This window comes from Pseudomonas sp. NFACC45, from assembly GCF_900113505.1.
Lineage (GTDB): Bacteria > Pseudomonadota > Gammaproteobacteria > Pseudomonadales > Pseudomonadaceae > Aquipseudomonas > Aquipseudomonas tehranensis.
Window position 1 is genome coordinate 629,668 of record NZ_FOPO01000001.1, and the last position, 20,532, is coordinate 650,199.

The 20,532-nt window shown below is 60.8% G+C and carries 19 protein-coding genes and 1 rRNA gene; 2 read left to right on the plus strand and 18 right to left on the minus strand.

What is annotated here, in order from left to right; translation table 11 throughout:
• Nucleotides 1–55 precede the first annotated feature (55 nt).
• Both BM132_RS02840 and BM132_RS02845 read right to left on the minus strand, forming a co-directional pair.
• Nucleotides 56–760, minus strand: a complete 705-nt coding sequence (locus tag BM132_RS02840; protein WP_092453016.1) for a glutamine amidotransferase — start codon at nucleotides 758–760, stop codon at nucleotides 56–58.
• A complete protein-coding gene (locus tag BM132_RS02845; protein ID WP_092453018.1) occupies nucleotides 757–1,785 on the minus strand; it encodes a homoserine dehydrogenase in 1,029 nt (342 codons plus the stop codon). The genes BM132_RS02840 and BM132_RS02845 overlap by 4 nt, the downstream gene beginning before the upstream one ends.
• Between BM132_RS02845 and BM132_RS02850 the strand changes: the two genes are divergently transcribed.
• Nucleotides 1,784–1,981: a hypothetical protein gene (locus tag BM132_RS02850; RefSeq protein WP_092453021.1), complete on the plus strand. Its 198-nt coding sequence runs from the start codon at nucleotides 1,784–1,786 to the stop codon at nucleotides 1,979–1,981. The two genes, BM132_RS02845 and BM132_RS02850, sit on opposite strands and share 2 nt — an antisense overlap.
• Nucleotides 1,982–2,135: 154 nt before the next feature.
• Here the strand turns inward: BM132_RS02850 and BM132_RS02855 are convergent, their stop codons facing one another.
• The 5 genes from BM132_RS02855 to BM132_RS02875 form a co-directional block, all read right to left on the minus strand.
• Nucleotides 2,136–2,753 carry a hypothetical protein gene (locus BM132_RS02855; RefSeq protein ID WP_092453023.1) on the minus strand — a complete coding sequence of 206 codons (618 nt, stop codon included), beginning with the start codon at nucleotides 2,751–2,753 and terminating at the stop codon, nucleotides 2,136–2,138.
• Entirely contained in the window at nucleotides 2,750–3,322 is a 573-nt protein-coding gene (locus BM132_RS02860) for an RNA polymerase sigma factor (protein ID WP_092453028.1), read from the minus strand. Before BM132_RS02860 ends, BM132_RS02855 begins: the two co-directional genes overlap by 4 nt.
• A 169-nt stretch (nucleotides 3,323–3,491) precedes the next feature.
• Nucleotides 3,492–5,153 carry a vWA domain-containing protein gene (locus BM132_RS02865; RefSeq protein ID WP_092453031.1) on the minus strand — a complete coding sequence of 554 codons (1,662 nt, stop codon included), beginning with the start codon at nucleotides 5,151–5,153 and terminating at the stop codon, nucleotides 3,492–3,494.
• Between the two features lie 99 nt (nucleotides 5,154–5,252).
• The gene (locus BM132_RS02870; RefSeq protein WP_092403263.1) at nucleotides 5,253–5,834 is read right to left on the minus strand and encodes a hypothetical protein; all 582 of its coding nucleotides are present in this window, start codon (nucleotides 5,832–5,834) and stop codon (nucleotides 5,253–5,255) included.
• 165 nt (nucleotides 5,835–5,999) lie between these two features.
• A complete protein-coding gene (locus BM132_RS02875; protein ID WP_092453034.1) occupies nucleotides 6,000–7,001 on the minus strand; it encodes a zinc-dependent alcohol dehydrogenase family protein in 1,002 nt (333 codons plus the stop codon).
• 107 nt (nucleotides 7,002–7,108) lie between these two features.
• Here BM132_RS02875 and BM132_RS02880 point away from each other — a divergent pair, with 107 nt between their 5' ends.
• On the plus strand, nucleotides 7,109–7,987 hold the full coding sequence (locus BM132_RS02880; RefSeq protein WP_092453037.1) for a LysR family transcriptional regulator: 879 nt from the start codon (nucleotides 7,109–7,111) through the stop codon (nucleotides 7,985–7,987).
• Nucleotides 7,988–7,995: 8 nt separating this feature from the next.
• Here BM132_RS02880 and BM132_RS02885 read toward each other — a convergent pair whose 3' ends face one another.
• The 11 genes from BM132_RS02885 to rrf all read right to left on the minus strand — a co-directional run.
• Nucleotides 7,996–8,727 carry a hypothetical protein gene (locus BM132_RS02885; protein ID WP_092453040.1) on the minus strand — a complete coding sequence of 244 codons (732 nt, stop codon included), beginning with the start codon at nucleotides 8,725–8,727 and terminating at the stop codon, nucleotides 7,996–7,998.
• 69 nt (nucleotides 8,728–8,796) lie between these two features.
• Nucleotides 8,797–10,110 carry an MFS transporter gene (locus BM132_RS02890; protein WP_092453043.1) on the minus strand — a complete coding sequence of 438 codons (1,314 nt, stop codon included), beginning with the start codon at nucleotides 10,108–10,110 and terminating at the stop codon, nucleotides 8,797–8,799.
• A gap of 39 nt (nucleotides 10,111–10,149) precedes the next feature.
• A complete protein-coding gene (locus tag BM132_RS28410; protein WP_171061296.1) occupies nucleotides 10,150–10,323 on the minus strand; it encodes a hypothetical protein in 174 nt (57 codons plus the stop codon).
• Between the two features lie 134 nt (nucleotides 10,324–10,457).
• Nucleotides 10,458–11,018, minus strand: coding sequence for a YbhB/YbcL family Raf kinase inhibitor-like protein (locus BM132_RS02895; protein WP_092453046.1), 561 nt, complete (start codon nucleotides 11,016–11,018; stop codon nucleotides 10,458–10,460).
• A 365-nt stretch (nucleotides 11,019–11,383) separates the two neighbouring features.
• Complete coding sequence (gene pgaD / locus BM132_RS02900) at nucleotides 11,384–11,887, minus strand: poly-beta-1,6-N-acetyl-D-glucosamine biosynthesis protein PgaD (protein WP_092453049.1); 504 nt, start codon at nucleotides 11,885–11,887, stop codon at nucleotides 11,384–11,386.
• A complete protein-coding gene (gene pgaC, locus BM132_RS02905; protein WP_092453052.1) occupies nucleotides 11,884–13,239 on the minus strand; it encodes a poly-beta-1,6-N-acetyl-D-glucosamine synthase in 1,356 nt (451 codons plus the stop codon). Before pgaC ends, pgaD begins: the two co-directional genes overlap by 4 nt.
• Nucleotide 13,240: 1 nt before the next feature.
• The gene (gene pgaB, locus BM132_RS02910; RefSeq protein ID WP_092453055.1) at nucleotides 13,241–15,238 is read right to left on the minus strand and encodes a poly-beta-1,6-N-acetyl-D-glucosamine N-deacetylase PgaB; all 1,998 of its coding nucleotides are present in this window, start codon (nucleotides 15,236–15,238) and stop codon (nucleotides 13,241–13,243) included.
• Nucleotides 15,239–15,250: 12 nt separating this feature from the next.
• A complete protein-coding gene (gene pgaA / locus BM132_RS02915) occupies nucleotides 15,251–17,731 on the minus strand; it encodes a poly-beta-1,6 N-acetyl-D-glucosamine export porin PgaA (protein WP_092453058.1) in 2,481 nt (826 codons plus the stop codon).
• A gap of 229 nt (nucleotides 17,732–17,960) precedes the next feature.
• Nucleotides 17,961–19,466, minus strand: coding sequence for a YdgA family protein (locus BM132_RS02920; RefSeq protein WP_092453061.1), 1,506 nt, complete (start codon nucleotides 19,464–19,466; stop codon nucleotides 17,961–17,963).
• Between the two features lie 155 nt (nucleotides 19,467–19,621).
• Complete coding sequence (locus BM132_RS02925; protein ID WP_047230327.1) at nucleotides 19,622–20,257, minus strand: hypothetical protein; 636 nt, start codon at nucleotides 20,255–20,257, stop codon at nucleotides 19,622–19,624.
• A gap of 182 nt (nucleotides 20,258–20,439) precedes the next feature.
• Nucleotides 20,440–20,532: ribosomal RNA gene (rrf, locus tag BM132_RS02930) — 5S ribosomal RNA — on the minus strand; the annotation flags it as partial.

Below are 20,532 nucleotides of genomic sequence, written 5' to 3' on the forward strand. Positions count from 1 at the left end.
TGCGGTCAATGGATTGCTTTTGGCAGGGATGGTCAGCATTCACGTGCGTTGGCCACTATTGATCTATGCCCGCCAACCATTGGTCCAGCAAGATGGCGCAGGCTTTCTCGAGATCGTTTGCGTAGCGCTTTGCATCGCGACGCAAGGCAATAGGGTCGATGCCTGACGTGGCCAGCTCACTGGCATGCCCCAGTAACCAATGCTCGAATCGTGCGCCACTGACTTCAGGATGAAACTGCAGACCGAGAACGTTTGGCCCGCGGGAGAAAGCCTGAGTGCGACAGAGCGGGGTGGACGCAAGCAGGCTACAGCCTTGCGGCAGGTCGAAGGTGTCGCCATGCCAGTGCAGAACGGGCAAGCCGTGCAGCGCGGCGAGGGGCTGATGTTCAAGGGCGGGCGTCAGGTCGAGGGCCGACCAGCCGATCTCCTTGGCCGGCCCAGGATAGACGCGCGCCCCGAGAGCTGCCGCCATCAACTGCGCACCGAGGCAGATACCGAGCGTCGGTCGGTCAGCCGCCAGACGTGCTCGCAATAGCTCTAGCTCGTCGCTGAGGAGCGGATAGCTGGCGTGATCGTAGACGCCAATCGGGCCGCCAAGGACCACCAGAAGGTCTGCATCAAGCGGGTCGAGCAGCCCGAGGTCGCGCTCTGCCGCTTCGACGTACTCGATGGCGTAGCCGGCTTTGCGTAGGGGCGCCTCAAAGCTGCCAAGGTCTTCGAAACCGACATGGCGGATGGCTTGCAAGGTGCGCAGGGTCATGATGAGTACTCCGAAACAGAGGAGGACCGCGCGGCCCTGGCCATGAGAATGTGTTCGAGGTCCTTCAGGGCGGCCGCTGCGGTGGCGATCGGCTCCACACCGCAGCCGATCGCCAGCGTCTCACCCATCGCGTCGCTGCTGATACGGATCGCCTTGTTCTTCCCGCTTACGAGGGCGAACGGGTCGGACAGCGGATAGGTCTTGATGCCGACGCTGGCGCGGATCGCACCGTCGGCGCGGGTGAGGCTGCCGACCAGCTTGGGCACGAGCCCCTTCGCGCGCCAGGCCCCGATGCGCTCTGCCGTGACCGACTGAATGCCTTCGACCACCAGGTCGTCCATCGTCAGGTCGGCACCAAGACCGAAGTTGGCCAGCAGCAGGAGCTTGCAGGCGGTATCCCAGCCTTGCGTATCGTTGCGCGGGTCAGCTTCGGCGAAGCCTCCTGCCTGCGCTTCACGCAACGCCGCATCGAAGCCAAGGCCCTGCGTGCTCATGGCGTCAAGCAGGTAGTTGGTGGTGGCGTTGAGGATGCCCTCGATGGCGAGCACCTTGCAGCCGGCCAGGCTATGGTCGAGCAGGTCGAGTGTCGGCAGGGCGGCGGCCGCCGCACCACTGAGTTTGAGCATCGCCCCCGAGGCCTGCGCGAGTTCGCGCAATTGTCGCCCGCTGTGGACCAGGGCGCCCTTCGATATCACGATGCAGTCCTGGCCGGCCGCCAGCGCCGTATGAAGGTAGGCAAGACCCGGTTCGCCGTTGCGAAAATCGCTCGGCCCGGCCTCGATAAGGACATCTGCACCGCTCGCCATCACGAAATCCGGTCCCGACAGACCAGTCTGCAGGGCATCCAACTGGTTCGCTTGCAGGCCGTTCGCGTCAGCCAGGCCTGCACGTGATCCGCACACCGCCACCAGGCGAACGTCCACGCCGTAAACCTGGCGATAGCGCTCGCGCCGGGACAGCAGCAGGTCGGCTGTGGCACGTCCCACGCCGCCGAAACCAGCGATGGCAACCTTGAGTGTTTGCATGAGTTCGCTCCTTTCGCGCCTACCTGGCAAACAGATTGTTGATGAAGTGGCGGTCCGCCACGCCATGCCCATCTACCGCGTTCGCCGGTACGGCGCTGGCTCATTGGTGAGTGGGATCATCGTATCCAGCAACAAGATTCAGAAAAAACTATATGTTCTGATCATGAGCAAAAGAAAAATTTATCAATTGTCATGATCACGGAACTTCGTACCCTGATCGCTATGGCACGCCATGGCACATTCAGCGCCGCAGGTGTGGTTAAGGCGTTGTAAGGGGGTGAATCGCCCCGATTTTCTCGACACCATCCAGGCGAGTGGTCAGAAATCGAAGGGGCGAATCTCGTTTTTACTCAACGCTTTTGCAACACCTCCAACCGCGCCGGCAAATCCTCCTCGGGAAAGCGCTTATGCAGCGCAAGCAGCTTCTCATCAGCCGCCTTGGTATCTCCGGCCTGACGCAAGCGCAGGATTTCCAGCAGTTCCTGCTCCAGCGACGGCAGTGCAACGGGTGCGCTTTTGCTCATTCTCGCCGCGGGCTTATCCGCAAGGACCTGGTCAGTGTTTGCCTGGGCCCGGGCCCTTTCGCCCTGGGGCGCCATCCGGGCTATCGGCGCGGGAGCAGACATGGAGGGCGGCGGTGCAGCGGCTACGGCGGGCTCCTGCCGATTGGCGGAAAACTCCATTGAGGCCGGTGAGGTCAGATCGCTCTGGGGCACTGGCGAACGCACCACCAGACCGATCATCAACGCGACACCGGCGACCGTGGCGAATGCCATCTGCCAGCGTGGCCGTTGGCAGGCCTGCAGCCAGCGTTTCCACAAGCTCGGCGCGGGTGTCGGGGCTTCGCGACGGGCGGCGGCCAGGATGAAGGCGTCCAGGGAGGCGGGCGGCTCGCCGCTGGCGTGTTGGCGAAAATGCTCGAGGAGCATTTCCTCGTCGGAATCCGGGGTCTGTTTGGAATCAATCATGCGGGTACCTCCTCGGCCAGCAGTCGATGCAGTTTCTGCTGGGCGTAACGCAAGCGGCTTTTGACCGTTTCCAGCGGGGCGCCGGTCAGGGCAGCGATCTGCGGCAGCTCCAAGTCACCGTGCAGGCGCAGCAGGAAGACTTCCCGCTGGTCTTCGGGCAAGGCTTGCAACGCGGCGTCCAGGCGGGCCTGATCGCGACTCAGGCTCAACTGCTGTTCGGGGTTGCTGGTGTCGTCGGGTTGGACATGAACCTGTTCGTCGTAACTGTCGTGCAGCGGGTTGCGGACACCGTGTTTGCGCCAGTGATCGATCAAGCGGTTGCGGGCAATCTGGAACAACCAGGTACGAAAACTCGCCCGCCCTTGTGGCTGGGTAGTGCTGCGGATCAGGCTGAGCCAAGTGTCCTGAAAGATTTCCTCGGCCAGTTCAGTTTTACTGCTCAATGACACGAGAAAACGGTAAAGCCCTTGGCGATGGCGGGCGTACAGGGCTTCGAAACAAGCCCCGTCGCCATCGCGGTAGCGGGCCAGCAGCGATTCGTCGCTGGGGCAATCAAGCGGCGCGGGCATGTGGGTGGCGAACTCCTTTGCGGTCAACACAGTTCTGGCAGCCGACAAGAGAATACTGTGGGAACGAGCCTGCTCGCGATGGCGGCGGATCAATCAATGATGGTGGTGATCGTTCCACCGCTATCGCGAGCAGGCTCGCTCCCACATTTGATCCTCGTCGAGGTCAGGATCAGCGTTCAAGACTCTGCGCAAGCTCCACCAACTGGACAAATTCGGCGCGCAGCCCAAACGGATCATCACCCCGGGCGGAACGGGCCAATTGCACGGTGTCCTTCAAGCTCATGGTCCCAGTGTAGCGGCCATCCCCCTTGAGCTGTTGGGCAAAGGCGGCTACAGCAGCCGAGAAGCGCAAGTCATCGCTGGCCTTGTCATTTTTTTGCGTGCTGCCAATAGGATGCTCGATCAAACGGCTGCTCCCGCCTTCAACAGGCTTATAGCGCACGCGCAGCATCGCCAACTCCCCTGTCTTGCCGTCCAGCTTGGGTGTGCTCGCATAACGCAACGGTTCCAACCAGCCCTGCTCGCCTTTTGGAACAATTTCATACAAGGCGGTCACCGTGTGCCCCGCACCGATTTCGCCCGCATCCACCTTGTCGTTGTTGAAATCTTCACGCTTGAGCGCGCGGTTCTCATAACCCAACAGCCGATACTCACTGACCTGGGCGGGATTGAATTCCACCTGCAGTTTCACATCCCGCGCCACCACTGCCAGGGTTGAACTGAGCTGGTCCACCAAGACCTTGCGCGCTTCAAGCAAGTTGTCGATGTAGGCGTAGTTGCCGTCACCGGCGTCGGCCAGTTGCTCCATCAGGTGTTCATTGTAGTTATCCACACCGAAGCCCAGCGTGGTCAGGGATACGCCGCTTTTACGCCGGTCCACCGCCATTTGCTTGAGGCTGTCGAAGTCACTGATACCCACGTTGAAGTCGCCATCGGTGGCCAGCAGGATGCGATTGATGCCTTTGTCGATAAAGCTTTCCTGAGCCATCTGATAGGCCAGCTCGATACCCGACGCACCGGCGGTGGAACCGCCGGCGTCCAACTGATCGATGGCGTTGCGGATCTTGACCTTGTCGCGGCCCGAGGTCGGTTTGAGCACCACCCGGGATTCGCCGGCGTACACCACCAGAGACACCCGATCCTGCTCGCGCAATTGATCCACCAGCAGTTTCAGGGTGCTTTTGACCAATGGCAGGCCTTCGCGCCGGTCCATGGAACCGGAAACGTCCACCAGAAATACCAGGTTGGCCGGCGCCAGATCCGCCACGGCGCGATCGCTCGCCTTGATGCCAATGCGCAACAGGCGGGTGTGAGGGTTCCAGGGCGACGGGGCCACTTCAGTGGTCACGCCGAAGGGAGAACCGTCGGTGGGCAAGGCATAGTCGTAAGGGAAATAGTTGACCATTTCCTCCAGTCGCACAGCGCCTTCGGGCGGCAGGCTACCTTGATTGAGCAAACGTCGCACATTGGCGTAGCTGCCGGTATCGACATCGACGCTGAAGGTCGATACCGGCGTTTGGGCAACGCTATGAATGGGGTTGTCCGGCAGTTTTTCATACTGCTCGCGGGGCTCGGCGCGGTAATGCCCCGCGATAGCATCGCTGCGCACCCTTGGCGAAGGCATCGAAGCCGGGGCGGCCATGCGCTTGACCAAAGGCTCGTGCACGTAAGCGACTTCGCTTTGCCGCACCGGGGCCGGGGACGCAGACGGCGGTTCGGCCGGCTTGGCAGCCTCCCGGGACGAAGACAACCCACAACCGGCCAATGCCATCAGTAAGGTCACGGCAAAGCCCTGGGCAGCAGGACGTAGGAATGAAGGAGGACGGGACATGGGCTGAACCTCGTGAATGAATGATCCGTTCACAGGGTCAGACGCGAGGCACTCGTGGTTCGGGTTAACGACCACGAGATTTTTTATACGCGGGCAGGACTAGCGGGACGGAATGGCCCGCAGGTCGTCGGCAATAAAGCTGCTCAAGTGGCCGGTGTAAAAACCTTCGACAGCGGAGTTACCGCTGTTGGTCAGAGCACCCATCATGCTTCTCATGTTCTGAAATTGCCCAACCGCGCCGCCCGGCATCAGCCCCTCGCGAGCCTGGGCAAAGTGCAATACCTCGGCACCGGCCTTCTTCACCTTGACCTGATAGCTGAAATCGACACTGGCGAGGAACGTGCCATCGGCAACGATTTTGCTCATGAAGCCACCTTGGGTGTCTTGAATACGTCGCGCGTAGACGCTGTTGACGTCCAGAAGATAGTCGGCGGCTTCCTTGCTGGAGGCATAGCGATTGTCCTCGAGCAGGCGGCCGATCAGGTCGGTGTGCAATTGCTCACGGACCTTTTCATCAGGCAAAAAGCGATCGTTCTTGCCTACGACTTCAACGTCGAAGGTGTCGATCCAGAAGGTGGCGGTTTTGGGGATCGTTACCGGAGTGGCGGAAACGTAGTAATCGGGTTTGGAGGCACAGCCCGCCATAAGGCAGAGGGCCAGGAATAGGGCAAAAATTCGCATGTCTGAATTCGTCCTTGAAAGGTAGCGGCATAGTGGCAGCAGCATTCTACGGCGTTTGGACGGGTTCTCAAGTTTTGGCGGCAGCGGATGGCGACAGAACCCCGGCCGTTACAGACCGGGGCGATTTTATGGGGGCGGCTTGCGGATAACAGTTACAGACCAGCGTCACTCCCCCGCCATCTCTACCACCGTCTTCCCTTGCCCACGCGCCTGGGCTACTTGCGCAAACGCCTCATTCACGTCTCCCAGGCCAAACCGATGCGGGTCTACCTTGATCCGCAGCACCCCGGCCTCAACCAAAGCCGCCGCTTCGCGCAATATCCGCCCATGATGCTCGCGCCCCTTGCCGGTCAGCAGCGGCATTAAGGTAAACACCCCGGAGTAACTCGCCCCCTTGAACGACAACGGTGCCAGGCTGTGTTGTCCCCAGCCGAGACAGCTGAGTACGTGGCCGGTATAGGTTTTCACTGCGTTGAAGGACGCATCCAACGTCGAGCCGCCGACGGTGTCGTAGACGACGTCGAAACCTTCACCATCAGTGTGCAGGCCCACGTAACTGTCGGTGTCCTGCGTCCGGTAGTCGATGGGCGTCGCGCCCAATTCGCGGATGAAGTCCAGGCTGGTGGCCGAGCCGGTGGCATAGACCTCGGCGCCGCGGGCCTTGGCAATTTGCACGGCCATTTGACCGACGCCGCCCGCGCCGCCGTGGACCAGCACTTGTTGGCCGGCCCGAACATTGGCCCGGTCTACCAACCCTTCCCAGGCGGTGATGAAGACCAATGGCAAGGCTGCCGCTTCGCGCATGCTCAATGAACCGGGCTTGAGCGCAATCAGGTGAGCATCGACGGCAATGTATTCGGCCAGCGCACCCTGGGCGCCACCGATCCCGCCGGCCATGCCGAACACGTCATCGCCGGGTACGAAATCGTGCACGCCGTCTCCCAGCTCAACGACTGTTCCGGCCAAATCGATGCCCAGTACGGCGGGCAGCGGCTGGCGGGCATGAGCGCCACCACCTGCCGCGATCTTGGTATCCAGAGGATTGATCCCTGCGGCGTGAACCTTGATCAATACCTGTCCTTTGCCGGGAACAGGCCGGGGGATGTGGCGAACGACCAGCGGAGCCTGAGCAGTTTGGGCAATGGCGGCGAACATGGTGTTGTTCATGACGGTAAACCTCCAATGAGTGGGTGAGTACATGTTGCGGCCGTCGACGCATTCCGATAAGTAAGCAACTATGGATAGGATTTATTCCAACCAGAGGCCAAATCCCGATGGATCTATTCGACGCGATGCAGATGTTCGTGCGAGTGGTAGAGCGCGGTTCGTTCTCGGCGGTCGCCCGGGAGATGAACCTGGGCCAACCAGCAGTCAGCAAGCAGATCCGCGGGCTGGAACAACACCTTGGCGGTGCGTTGTTTGCCCGCAGCACTCGCCATCTTGCGCTGACCGACCAAGGACAGCGTTTCTATAGCCACAGCAAGGAAATACTCGCCAGCCTCGACACGGCACGGCTCAGCTTCACCCATGGCCAGGAGCAGATCGCCGGTCCTTTGCGTGTGGCCGCACCGGTGAGTTTCGGGCGGCTGTGCATTGCGCCCTTGATCGGGGAGTTTTTGGCGCGCCATCCCCAGGTTCAAATCGACCTGAAACTGAACGACCAAAATGAAGATGTGCTGAAAGAAAACATCGACGTCGCCATTCGTATCGGCGTGGTGAAGAACGAAGGGCTGGTCGCGGTTTCCCTCGGCGCTAGTCCGCGCCGGGTGTACGCCGCTCCCGCCTACCTGCAACAACACGGCACACCGCTGGAGCCGGCAGATCTTGCCCGCCACAATTGCTTGGGCTTCACGCTGCTGGAGCATTACGACGTTTGGCGTCTCGACCAGCAGGACAAGCAGCACCGTGTGACGATCAAGGGCAATGTCACCAGCAACAGCAGCGAGGCAATCCGCGAGATGGTTCTTAGCGGGCTGGGCATTTCGCTTTCACCGCAGTGGTTATTCGCCGCGGATGTTCACCAGGGAACCGTGTCCAGTCTGCTGGATGCTTATCAACCCGTAGCGCTGCCCATCAGCGCCGTGTTCAGCCAAGACCGACGCCGCTCGGCAAGAACTCGCGCCTTTGTGGATTTTCTGCGCGAGCGCCTTTGAGCTGCCGGTCAGGCGTAACGAACCTGACTGATATCAATCGCCACCAGCAACTCCCCCTCCACCGCCTGATCATCGGCATCGCGCCGATACGCCCGGCGCTTGCTGGGCACGAGCAGCCCATCGGCCTTGATGTAGTCCTCCACATACTGGGCCGCTGGCAGGCCACCGCTCACGTCCACGGTGTAATCATGCCGGCGCAGCAGATAGTCGTCGCCAAAGTAGAAGTCCTGGATCGGGCAGTGAGTGGCGAGGGTGTCCGGGAAGCTCACCCGCAAGCGGCGCCAGACCTGTCCGCCTTCCTTCCAGGGTTCCAGTTCCTGGGTGGTGACGCCGGGAAAAGTAAACAGGAACGGCATGGTCAGGTAGGACCAGAGCGCATAGCCATTGAAGTAGGCACGGTGAAGCGGATCCCAGGGAGTGGTTGGCTCGTGCTTGAAGAACGAAGCCCTGGGGTCCGAACGCTCAGCGATCACTTTGCCCTCGATGGTTTCGATGGCGATGCGATCCGGCGTGAACGCGGTACGCTGGTTCAGTGCACCGAACGGCATGACCGAGGCGCGCTGCTCATGCAGCCAGACGGTCATCTGCCGTGGAGCACTGTCTTGCGTTAACCCCTTCATGGCCCACAACGAGCCGCCGGTCACAAGAGTGACCTGGACAGTGTTGAAAGTGTTCCAGCGCTCGAGACCGCCGTGGGCAATCAGGACTTGTTCCAGCAGGTCGTGCTTGTGCGCCTTCATGATGGCCGTCCTCCTCGAGTTGGAAACGGGGTCATTCATGAGTGTAGTCGTGCACCTGGGGCTGAGTCCCTACGATTCACAAGCCAACGAGGGCTGCGCGGTCTTCGAGTGCCGGGCGGGAAAATACGCCGCCGCGCCCACACCCACCGCGCCCATCACCACGCAATACCCCACGCACACCCATGGGCTCCACGGCACCAGTGCGATCAGCACCAACGGCGTCACGCTGGCCCACAAGGCATAGGCAATGTTGTAGGTGAACGAGATGCCGGACACGCGGATTTTCGGCGGAAACAGGCTGACCATCACCGATGGCACCGCACCGACCACGCCGCAACCCAGGCCCGCCACAGCGTAGGCCAGGCCCAGCCAGGCGCCGCCGCTGATCAGGCTGGCGTAGAGCACGGCGATGCCCATCGGCAACAGCAGGCTGTAGAGCATGACAGTGCGCCAGGCGCCGATGCGGTCGACGATGAGGCCGGCCAGGACGCAGCCGATGTTCAGGAAGACGATGCCCAGGCTGCTCAGGGCGAACGTGTGACTGGGGCTCATGCCGAAGCTTTTTTGCATCACGGTCGGGGTGATGACCACGAACACCACCACGGCGGATGTCAGTACGCAGGTGAGGATGGCGGCGGGCAACAAGGCCTGGCGATGGTCCCGCAGGACGGTGCGCAGCGGCAGTTCCGTCGCGCCTTCACGCTTGGCTTGCAGGGCCATGAAGATCGGCGTTTCGCTCAGCCAGCGGCGCAGCCAGACGCCGATTACACCGAAGACCCCACCCAGCAGGAACGGCAAGCGCCAGGCGTAATCGAGAATTTCTGCTGCAGTGAATATCTGCGCCAGCGCCGTGGCGGTCAGGGCGCCCAGCAAGTAGCCGAAGGTCAGACCGGCCTGGAGGAAACCCAGCGCGTAGCCGCGATGCTGCAGCGGTGCATGTTCGGCCACGAACACCCAGGCGCTCGGCACTTCGCCGCCCACCGCCGCGCCTTGCAGGATGCGCAGCGCCAGCAGCAACAACGGGGCGAAATAGCCGATTTGCGCGTAAGTCGGCATCACGCCGATGAGCAGGCAGGGCAAGGCCATCATCAGGATGCTCAGGCTGAACACCCGCTTGCGCCCCAGGCGATCGGCGAAGTGCGCCATGAGGATGCCGCCCAGGGGCCGTGCCAGGTAGCCAGTGGCGAAAATCCCGAAGCTTTGCAGCAAGCGCAGCCACTCGGGCATTTCCGGGGGAAAGAATAGCTGGCTGAGGGTCAGGGCGAAGAAGACGAAAATGATGAAGTCGTAGATTTCCAGCGCACCACCCAGGGCGGCGAGGCCCAGGGTTTTGTAGTCGGATCGGCTGAATCGGGCGTCTGGCAGATGAGTGGTGGCAGTCATGGGCAGATTTAAACAAGAAAAGTTTTTGAGAAGGACGGTTCAGGCGTCTTGGCCGTCGTCCATGGGCTGTGCCGGTGGTTGGTCTGGCTCAGCGTCTTCGGCCTCTTCAGCAGGCAGGAAATCCTTGCGGCTCTGGGCGATGGCCCGGCGTATTTCGTCGCCTTTGGTGGGGCAGTTCTTGAGGCGGGCGATGCCGTCGGGTTTCTGCGTCATCGCCATCCTCCGGTATGAATGAACAGGGGCTCGATAGTGCTCGCTTTTGGCGCGTGATGCCAATTTTGTGGCTAGAGGTTGCTGCGCAACCCAGCGGGAGCAAGCTCCCTGGCCACAGGGAGCTGTTGCTTGGGTTAGCGGTGGTAGCGACGCACTACGCTGCTGTTGCGCAAGACGTGACCGTTGATTCTTTCCATCAGTTGAGAACGTGTGAGGCCGGCTGGCAAGGCGTGCGGGGGCAGGTCGAGGGCATATATCTGGATCAGGTAATGATGAGCGCTGTCGCCGATGGGCGGACAAGGGCCAATGTAGCCGCGGGTGTTTTTACTGTTGGTGCCGCTCACGCCTTCCAATGCGGATTTGGCGCCGACACCCGCCGGAATCTGCCGCGTGCTGGCCTTGATGCCGTAATGAACCCAATGGTCAACGCCCTGGCCTTTCTGGCCGTCCGGGTCGTGCATGACAATGGCGTAGCTAAGGGTGCCAGGCGGGCCTGCTGTCCAGCTCAAGGCCGGGGAAATGTTCTTGCCGCCGCAGTTGTTGGCGTCACTGGCGGCGGCTGCGGTGAACAGCCGGTTATCCGACACACCTGGAATGCTGAGGGTGAACCGTTCCTGAGCCTGGGCCGCCCCTTGTGCGCACAGCACGAGGGCGATGGCCGCCAGCCAGGGAGTCAGGGAAGTCGATCGAGTCATACCGGGCACCTTATGCAGATCAGGCCATGGACGGCCTGCGAACTATAGCCGCAGCGCCTGCCGGGTTTCAGTGACAATTACGATGAACTTCGAATCCGCCACATTTGATCTGCGTTGACCGTGATTAGCAACACCCCCCGTCCCCCTGTGGGAGCGAGCCTGCTCGCGATGGCGATAGTTCAGTTGGCATCCATGTTGACTGAAATACCGCTATCGCGAGCAGGCTCGCTCCCACATTTTGATTTGTGCTGACCGTAATATCCGCGACAACCCAATCTCTCTGTGGGAGCGAGCGCGGCGTTTTGAAGGAAATCTCCGAGGAACTGGAAAGCAACAAGATCAACAATCACAGCCTGCGGCAGCGCCTACACCGAGTGGTCGACCGGCAGGTGAATCACCCGGGGTCGCTCTAACGGTGCCAGTGGCGGCGGTTGCAGCTCCGGGCTCAACAGATGGAAATGGGGCACGACGTGGCTGATATCACCGTCCTGGTTGTTATGAATGATCTTGGAGCCGGGCCGGCGCAACGTATCCAGACGCGCGTCGGTCAATTTGAAGCTTTCGCTCAAGCCTTGATCGTCCACCACCGGCGCTGGCAGCCGCCGCTGGGCGAAGCTGCGGCTTTTGCGCTGCTGATAGCGCGCCCAGGTAATCAGGATCACCGCGTTGACCAAGGCAATCCAGCCATATACCTGCAACGTCCCAAGAGTGTCCATTAGCGAACCACCGAGGCGCGGGCCTGCCTGGCTGTCAAACAGCGGCCAGAGCCCGTTGACCAGCAGATACAACAGCCCCAGCCACGCCAGCACGGTAAAAAGCGCATCGATGACCACCAGAAAAGGTCTTTGTCGGGTCCTGATAATTTTCATCGGATCACTTCCTCTTCTTCATCATCGAACGGTTTGATGCCGCGATCCGGGCTGACCCAGCGCGCACGCTTCTGATGCTGTCCAAACAGCACTTTCGGAAAACTCACCAGGGTGGTGAACAGGCTGATCAGCCAGAACACCAACGGGTACCACACCACCCAGAACATGATGTGCCACAAGCCTTTTTCGTAGCGGCGATCGATCAGGATGCTCACCGCGAACTGCATCAGACACACCACCGCCAACAGCAACCCGGTGAAGGCCGGCGGCATGAGGTGATCGACTGCGATGGCCGCTGGCATTTCGACGAATTTACCGGCGCCCCAGAAGATCACCGACAGCAGGAACGTGAACGCCCAACCGGTGGAAAGGCAATATTCGAACAGCAGCGGCCACAGGTAGCGATGGCGGTATTGCCAGATGCCGCGGATGTTCTTGAACAGCACCTCGGCCCCGCCCTGCGCCCAGCGCAGGCGCTGCCGCCACAGGCCGCGCAGGGTTTCGGGCATGAGGATCCAGCACAGGGCACGGGGTTCGTAGAAGATGCTCCAGTGGTCCAGTTGCAGCTTCCAGCTGATGTCGATGTCTTCGGTGATCATGTCCGGGCTCCAGTAGCCGACCCGGTGCAGGGCCGTGCGACGGAAGGCGACGATCACGCCGGAGACGGTGAAGATCCGCCCGAAGACTCGCTGGGTACGCTTGATCAAGCCAATGATCGAGGAGAACTCGCCAACCTGCACCCGACCGATCAAGGTAGAACGAGTACGGATACGCGGGTTGCCGGTCACCGCGCCGAGGCGGGCATTGTCCAGCATCGGTGCCACCAGGTAGGCGCAAGTGTTGGGCGCCAACAGCGCATCACCGTCGATGCACACCAGGTATTCACTGCGCGCCGCGATAGCGCCCATGCGCAGGGCCACGGCCTTGCCCTGGTTTTCCGCCAGATGCAGCACGCGCAGGCGCGAATCATCAGCCGCCAGTTGGTCGAGCAATTGGGCGGTGTTGTCTTTCGAGCCGTCGTTGATGGCGATGACCTCGATGTTCGGGTAATGCTGGCCCAGCGCGGCGTGAATGGTATCGGCGACGTTGTCGCCCTCGTTGAAGCACGGAATCAGAATGCTGATCAGCGGTTCCCCGGCCAGCGGCGGCGGCAGGGTGTCGTCCTTCCACGGCCAGTGACGCTCCCAGTGCAGCCAGAAATACAGGCCGCCGGCGATCCACAGCCCGGACATGAATAGCGGGTAAAAGAACACGAAGTCCATCAGGAATTGCCCGGTGACCAGGAAGATCAGGCCCAGGGGCACCCCAAGGACGATCGCCAGCACCAGCAGGGCGAGCAGTCTGTCGAGCATGTCAAGGATTCCACTTGTTGGAGAGCGCCGGCCGCACGGTTTTCACAGCGGGCTGGTCTTCGATGAAGTTGTCCGGGTAGTAGCCGAAACTGGTCACGCCTGAACGCTTGAGGCGTCCCATCCATTCGGCCAATTGTTCGCCGTCGATGTCGCTGACTGGTTTGCTGTGCCAGTCACGGGCCTGCAATTCGAACACCGTGCGCTTGAGCGCACCGGGGCGGGCCTTGACGGTCTCCACCAGACGCTCAAGCCAGGGGCCGGATTGCTCGCGGGTCTGCTTTTCCATCAACGGCATGGCCATCGGGGCCGTCCAGTTGTAGGCGCCAAGGAAGTCGTCCAGGTTCTGGGCGAACCAGGCTTCGCTTTCGGGATTGAGCATCGGTTCGGCGAAAATATTGCGCGCTGTCAGCACCTGCGGGCCACGAATCGCGCGGACCTTGGCAGTGAGCTCGTGGGTGAAGTCGATCAGGTAGCGGCTCTTGAAACGGGTCCAGCGCTGCATCGCCGCCGGGTCGTCCCGCAAGGCAGCGATAGACGTCGGCAAACCGTTGGCGGCATAGACTTTCAGGGCAGCGGGGCCGGCATCCTCGAAGTCAGAAAACACGGCGTCGTCGTGGTAGAGAACGCCGTCCACCGAACTCATCCGCGCCAGGTCTTCGTAGATTTCGCCGATGACCCGCCGCACGCTCGGATCGAAGGGCGACAAACGTACGTACTGATCCGGGTCCACACCCGTGCGGCCGGTTTCCGGGTTCCAACGTTGTACACGGGGCAGCTTCGGATCCAGGCCGAAACTGAGCACTGGCATCCAGGCGAATACCTTGGCGTTGGCCCGAGTTTTCAGTTGCCACGCGACCCGATCGAACAGATCGGCCCGTACCGGCAGGTGACGGTTGGGAAAGTACAGCGAATGCACCAGGCCATCACCTTTCGGATCGGCAAAGGCTTGCAGGAAAACGGTGTTGGCGCCCAAGTCATAGATGCGCTGGATCAGCTTGCCGACATTGGCTTCCTGCTGCACAGGGTCAGGGTCGTAGACGTAATCCAGATCGACATGGACCACCCGCAACGGATCCATCGTCTGCACGCCGACGATACTCTCGGCGAAGTGGGCACCATCCGGATCGGAGGCCACCAGAAAACGTGGGCCACTCATCAGGTTGTTGAGGCTGTCCAGACCATCTTCCAGAGTCAGGGCCATTTGGTAGCCTTCGCTGCCGATCACCTGTAAGGCGGTGCCATCGGCGGCACCGTAGGGCCAGACCCACACGCGCGGACTGTAGCCGGTGACCTTGCGGATTTTCTCGGAAATGGCCACCACGTCCTTGCGCTGGCGAGCCTGGAAATCAGCTTCGCTTTCATAGCGACCGGTAGCGGGATCGTAGCGCCGGGTCGTCGCCGCCGGTTGCAGGTTGCCTTGCGGGTTGGCCAGTACCCCTTTGTGATTGGCGTCGGTGTGGGCAGCGATTTCCACCAGGCCCGATTTCGAGACCTCGCGAATTTGCTCCCAGGTCAAAAACTCGGACCGCTTGCGCGGTACCCCGGCGAAGTCCACCGACTGGTTCAGCGGCGTGTCGATCCAGCTGCCAACCGGGGCCAATAATGCCGGCCAGTTGTAAGCGCGGAGAATGGGCATGACGCGGGTGTAGAAGCTTGAATAACCGTCGTCAAAACTCAACAGCACCGCCCGCGGCGGCAGTTCCGGGCCACCGTTGCGAGCGGTGATGATCTGGTCCACAGTGACCGGCTGGTAGTTGTTTTCCCGCAACCAAGCCAATTGCTCGATCAGGCGTTCGGTCCGCACGGCCACGAGCGCCTGGTCGGGGTCGCGGTCTTCCACGTCGTGATAGGCGATGCCGAGCACATGGTTTTTCGGCCAAGGGGCGTCGTTGGCCGCCAGCGGGCGCTGTGAGGGCGGTGTGAACGCCGGGGCTTGCTGGGCACAAGCGCTGATCAGCAAGACCCCCAGCAGAAGGATGAATCGCGAAATGACAGGCATCTTCAAACTCTTCTAGAAGCGGTAGGTGAGGTCGACAAGCAGGCGCAGATCGCTTTCGCGGTCGCCGTCATAGGGGCGGTTGAGCCAGCTCAGTGCGGCACCGGCCTCAAGCACGTCGTTCCAGATAAAACGCTGGCCGTAGCTGAGCAGCCCCATGGCACCGGTGCTGTGGTCGCGCTGGCTGTAGGTACCGGCGCCGGCCTGGAATTGCTGGCTCCACGTCGTTTCGTAGCGGCGGTACAACACATGATTGGCACTGACGGTCGGCATGACGCTCAGATCTGACTTGGGGTTGAAGTAGGGGACTTCGTCAGAGCCGCTGTTGCGACTGGCACCCACTTCCAGGCCCAGCTCCACTTGCAGCCGTGGAGCGCTGTAAATGCCTTCGCGACCGGTGAGCAGGGTTTCGAGACGGTTGTTACCGTCACTGAAATGCGATGGGCTGACCGCCAGTTGCCACTCTCGGCTTTCGTGGGCACGCCAGCGAACGAAACCACTGCCGCTGTTGGCGCGGATACCGCTGTTGAGCGCCCGCAGCGGGGTCGCGGCCGAGAGGTAATCGAGGCTGCCACCGTACTGCCAGTGATCGTTGATGTCCCGGGCCACGGCCACGCGTGCCCCCTGCTTGTCACCGGAGCCGTACGAGTGATTGGAGACTTCCGCTTCCAGGGTCATGTCACGGGTGCGGCGCTCCACACCCAGACGCTGCCAGCGATGGTGGCCGGTGCCTTCTTCAAAATCACCGGTAGCGTAGCCGACGCCACCGAATAGCCGCCAGTCTTCATTGATGGGAGGGCTGTAGAGCAGCGTTTCAATGCCGAAGTCGCGACTGCCGGTGACTGCACCGGCATCGCCGTTGCCGCCGCCATAACTTTTGCCGGTGTAGGCTTCGATACGCAGTTCAGCCATGTCGTGCACTTCGCGCTGGCGTTGCAGGCGTTTGACATGGGCGTTCTCCGGGTACCGGGCGACCACGTCGTCGGTCAGCGCATCCATCTGCCGCCATTCCTGCAAATCCACGGCGGCGCGGGCCTGGGCGACTTCCAGCTCACGGTTACGCGGGGTCGTGGTCTCGACTTCCTTGAGCAGGCTTTCAGAACGTCGCGGCCATTGCCGGGCCTGGTACAGATCAGCCTGCGCCAGTCGCAACCCGATGTTGCCGGGCCCGTGATTGACCAGGGTCGCCAGGCGCGTCTCGGCGGTGGGCAGGTCGGCGCCATAAGTGCCGGCCTGAGCGGCAAGTTGTTGAGCGTCCATCCACTGGTCATTGGGGTTGCCGATGGGCAGTCCCTTGAGCTCGACGCGTGGTTGCTGGGACTTGGCCAGGTCTTCGGCCAAGGCACGGGCCTCTTCGGATTTTTCACTTTCCAGCAGTGCGTAGTAGAGCGCGGTGCTGTCTTCGAAGCGGTCCGCCGGATCGGCGTCAGGTGCCGTCAGTACCCGGCGGTACAGATCAACGGCAATCTCCGGTTCACGTTGCTCCAGATAGGAGGACGCCACCCAGCGCAAGGCATAAGTGGGGATGGCAACCCCTTCGGCGAGCAGCTTTTGGTATTCGGCAATCACTTCAGCGCGTCGAGCACGGGCGTTCAGGGCGCCGATGCGGTCGATGCGCCAGCGCAGTACATCGTCATGAGCCTCGGCCACCGGAGTCCAGGTGGCGAGCAGCTTGTCGTAATCGGCCAGGGCGCGGTCTGCGATAACGAAGCGATCCTTCTCGCTGCGGCTGGCCATGTCCGCCAGACGCACCCGTTCAGCCGCAACATCGCCCTCCAGCCGCCGCTGCACGCCCTGATCGATCAACCCGGGTTGCAGTCGAGCCAAGCGCAAGGCCGGCTCAGGCAAGCGGGCACGTTGCAGCGCAATGATGTATTCGCGGGCAACCTCGAGATTGTTGCCGGCGCGGGTAAAAGCCTGGTCGTATTCGAACAGCGCCTCGTGTGGACTGTTGGCACGGGTCAGGGCATAACCCAAGGCCAGCCGACGCGTCGGGTCCTCAGGTTTGGCTGCGACCATGGTCCTGGCACGACTGACTGCTTCGTCGGGTTTACCGGCGTCGGCCTGGGTCAAGGCCAGACCCAGTTGCAGATCGGGATTCTGAGGTTCGACTATCAAAGCCTGGCGATAGAGCGCGGTAGCCGAGTCCCAACGCTTGAGATTGCGATAGGCGCGGGCCGTTGCAGTCAACGCCGCAACTGGCAGGTCGCGATAGCGGCCTTGGGCCTCATAGACTTTCACCACCTCGGCATCGAAACCGGCCCAGCTGGCGATCTGCAGATGGTCACTGATTTGCGCGGTGCTCGCCTGATCGACCGGGACCTGGCGCAAGGCGGTCAACGCAGGCGTGTAATGGCCGGCGCGAGCATCATGCACCATCTGGTCATAGGCGGTATCGGCAAACGCCAGCACCGGCCAGCACAATTGGCTACACAGCGCGAGGCGAAACAACGGGCGCAAACCACATTGAATAAAGGGACCCACAGTACGCGGCATTCGTCAGCATCCTTACATGGCCAGCCGGGTCGCAGTGCCCCCTTGCCCATCAAACAGGAAGCCGGATCAAAGGAATCCAGCCAAGCTCTAATGGGCCTAGTTTTGCACTCTCGGGCGGGTCGTCTTCCAAAACGCCATAATTCTTCAGAATCGATGCAGATTTTCGCGGGCAAAAAAAACCGGCCCGTGCGCAATGCACGGGCCGGGCTTTGGATGTTGCTCCAGCCGATTACTGGATGGTGACGCCGCCACCCAACTTGTTCATCACAAACGCGGTGAATTGTTCGACTGTCATCTTCTGACCGTTGAAATCAACCTGATTATTGGCGTAGTGCAGCTTGGTGACCACATCGTTGCCTTCAAGCGTTGCCAGCTGGGTGCCCACCGCCATCGCGCTGAACATGTCGCTGGTGGCAGTGGCCTGATCGGCGATCAACTTGGCGTCGGTCTGGCCTTCCATTTGCGCCTGCACGGTCAACAGATCCACCAGCATCGGCTTGGAGACTTTCAAATTGAAATCCAGTAAGGCGAGCAACTGACGACCCAGTTGATCGGGTGGCAGGTCCATGGACTGCGGCTTGGCAAGGTCGATCACCAGCGTTGCGCGGCTTTCACCATTGGCCGTATTGAACGACAGGTTTTCCAGTGCCACTTGCGGACCGCCGGCCAGGAGTTTTTCCAGGTCAGCCTTGACCTGCGCTTCCTCGGCCTCGGTCAGAACCAACTCTGGCGTTGGCTCACCGGCTGCCGCCGCTTCAGCCGCCGCTTGTTCGTAGGGTTGCAGCTTGGTTTGATAAACCTGCATGAGCGACATGGTGGCCGGGATGTCGAGGTTCTTCAGACTGACCGCCATCTGCGCAGAACCGATGGCCTTATCGTTGAACGACAACTCACCGATCTTGTAATCAGCACGCCCCGAAGCGCTGGTGCCATTTTCGGTACTGTTGTTCTTCATCTCGAAATTCTTCAGGCCCAGGACCGACTTCTGCTCGCCAAAAGTAGTCTTGCTGTTGCTCAGCATCAGAACGTTATCACCCATGTAATACCCATAGGTGCTCTTGCTCAGGTTACTGGCGAGCGTCAGGCCGTTAAGCTCGACTTGCACCGGTGTCTGGTCCTCAGCGACGGTGGTCAGCTTGAAGCTGTCCATATAACCATCAGCCTTGATCTTCTCTGCCTGGGCGCTGGAGGCCAGGTCGATCTTCAGCCCAGAGAAACTGAGCTGGGATTGTTCATCCAGCTTGGTGTCCAGGGGCAGCAACTCGAACGTCCCGTGGGTCGACTGGTCGTAGCCCAGGTTAACCACCCCTTTGAGCGGCGACTTGTCCTTGGCAGCGACGAACCATTTCTCGGTCAGCGGCGTACGCTCAAGTTCGGTGTGGCTGGTGGCCATGACCGGCACCCATTTGAGCGTCATCAGGCGTGAGAACGGCAGCGGGCCATGTTCGATGTTGTCGACGAACAGCAATTCAACCGGCTCATCACCAAACATCTCGCCTTCGCCCTTGAGGCGATAATGGGCGGTGCTGCTGAAAGTCCCACGGTCCAATGAAACCAGCTCGATCGAAGCCGTGCCATTTGACCCGGCCAGGGCCGTTTGCATTTGCTTGTTGCTGTCGGCAATGGCGGTTTGCAGCACTCCTTCGAGTTTCGTTCCGGTGTACCAGGCGCCACCCGCGCTGATTGCACCGACGACCACAACGATTCCCAGAAGTACGCTTGCTGATTTATTCATGAGTGATCCGATCAATATCCATGGTTGAAAAAGCCGTCGTCTTCCCTGACACCGCTAAGGGTGTGGCTCGACGCCGCGAAGTGGAGGGAGATTACCATCAGGCATGCCATCGGGCCCAATGTTTAAAGGGGGGAAGGGTTTTCTTGAGAGAGGGTCTACGAATATTGAACTTCAATCTCGTCGAGTTGATGGTCGAACGTCTTCAGCCGTGCCGTCCAGGTGTACACCAACACTTCGAAATCGCGATTGATCACCGTCGCGCCCGATGAGTCCGCGCGAGGATCGCAGAAGTCCAGTTGATAGCGCTCCCGGGCCATAGCGTTAGCGACGTCGCAGAGCTCACGAGCGTTGTTCAGCCAGTGCCAGTCGTCTTCGGCGACCTGTTTGTCCAATGCCGCACATTGGGTCTTCAAGGCCTCGAGACTTTTTTCCAATGGAGTACCAGTGAGTTCACCCATGACTTCCTGGAATGTGCGGCCAGGCTGCCAGTAACTGCCCCAGAAGTAACGATCGAAGACCGTTTCGACCCGGCGTAACGCAACCTTGGTATCCCAGATCAGCACCAGAGTCTTGCCCTGCTCAAGATGCTTTTTTTTGATGCGTTGACCTTGGAGCGATGCCCAGGCCACGATTGCGATGGATATCACACCGATCAGCGCAGCCGCGCTATCGAGGAAGATCAGTGCTTTGTCGATCTGGTGAGTCAGCATGACGCCATAGAAATAAGTGGCCGAGAGCAACACCAACGCTGCGAGGGCGCACCAGAAGCCAGGAGCATAAGGGTTTTTCATTATTGGAATCCCCATGACCAGTGACGTCGCGGGCCATTTTTCAGATGCCCCGACTATCACAGCATAGCAATGGCCACAGGGTTTGCCGTGTGTCGATAGCAATCATGAGGGGCGATCCGATTACCGGCCCAAAACGACAAAACCCCTGTCTGCATCAGCAGACAGGGGTTCTGGGAATTCAATCTTGACGATGACCTACTCTCACATGGGGAAACCCCACACTACCATCGGCGATGCATCGTTTCACTGCTGAGTTCGGGATGGGATCAGGTGGT

What these genes read in the sequence shown, in the direction of transcription:
- BM132_RS02840 (WP_092453016.1), bottom strand. Translation starts at nt 760, where the DNA reads ATGACCCTGCGCACCTTGCAAGCCATCCGCCATGTCGGTTTCGAAGAC.
- BM132_RS02850 (WP_092453021.1), top strand. Translation starts at nt 1,784, where the DNA reads ATGAGTTCGCTCCTTTCGCGCCTACCTGGCAAACAGATTGTTGATGAA.
- BM132_RS02845 (WP_092453018.1), bottom strand. Translation starts at nt 1,785, where the DNA reads ATGCAAACACTCAAGGTTGCCATCGCTGGTTTCGGCGGCGTGGGACGT.
- BM132_RS02855 (WP_092453023.1), bottom strand. Translation starts at nt 2,753, where the DNA reads ATGATTGATTCCAAACAGACCCCGGATTCCGACGAGGAAATGCTCCTC.
- BM132_RS02860 (WP_092453028.1), bottom strand. Translation starts at nt 3,322, where the DNA reads ATGCCCGCGCCGCTTGATTGCCCCAGCGACGAATCGCTGCTGGCCCGC.
- BM132_RS02865 (WP_092453031.1), bottom strand. Translation starts at nt 5,153, where the DNA reads ATGTCCCGTCCTCCTTCATTCCTACGTCCTGCTGCCCAGGGCTTTGCC.
- BM132_RS02870 (WP_092403263.1), bottom strand. Translation starts at nt 5,834, where the DNA reads ATGCGAATTTTTGCCCTATTCCTGGCCCTCTGCCTTATGGCGGGCTGT.
- BM132_RS02875 (WP_092453034.1), bottom strand. Translation starts at nt 7,001, where the DNA reads ATGAACAACACCATGTTCGCCGCCATTGCCCAAACTGCTCAGGCTCCG.
- BM132_RS02880 (WP_092453037.1), top strand. Translation starts at nt 7,109, where the DNA reads ATGGATCTATTCGACGCGATGCAGATGTTCGTGCGAGTGGTAGAGCGC.
- BM132_RS02885 (WP_092453040.1), bottom strand. Translation starts at nt 8,727, where the DNA reads ATGAAGGCGCACAAGCACGACCTGCTGGAACAAGTCCTGATTGCCCAC.
- BM132_RS02890 (WP_092453043.1), bottom strand. Translation starts at nt 10,110, where the DNA reads ATGACTGCCACCACTCATCTGCCAGACGCCCGATTCAGCCGATCCGAC.
- BM132_RS28410 (WP_171061296.1), bottom strand. Translation starts at nt 10,323, where the DNA reads ATGACGCAGAAACCCGACGGCATCGCCCGCCTCAAGAACTGCCCCACC.
- BM132_RS02895 (WP_092453046.1), bottom strand. Translation starts at nt 11,018, where the DNA reads ATGACTCGATCGACTTCCCTGACTCCCTGGCTGGCGGCCATCGCCCTC.
- pgaD (WP_092453049.1), bottom strand. Translation starts at nt 11,887, where the DNA reads ATGAAAATTATCAGGACCCGACAAAGACCTTTTCTGGTGGTCATCGAT.
- pgaC (WP_092453052.1), bottom strand. Translation starts at nt 13,239, where the DNA reads ATGCTCGACAGACTGCTCGCCCTGCTGGTGCTGGCGATCGTCCTTGGG.
- pgaB (WP_092453055.1), bottom strand. Translation starts at nt 15,238, where the DNA reads ATGCCTGTCATTTCGCGATTCATCCTTCTGCTGGGGGTCTTGCTGATC.
- pgaA (WP_092453058.1), bottom strand. Translation starts at nt 17,731, where the DNA reads ATGCCGCGTACTGTGGGTCCCTTTATTCAATGTGGTTTGCGCCCGTTG.
- BM132_RS02920 (WP_092453061.1), bottom strand. Translation starts at nt 19,466, where the DNA reads ATGAATAAATCAGCAAGCGTACTTCTGGGAATCGTTGTGGTCGTCGGT.
- BM132_RS02925 (WP_047230327.1), bottom strand. Translation starts at nt 20,257, where the DNA reads ATGAAAAACCCTTATGCTCCTGGCTTCTGGTGCGCCCTCGCAGCGTTG.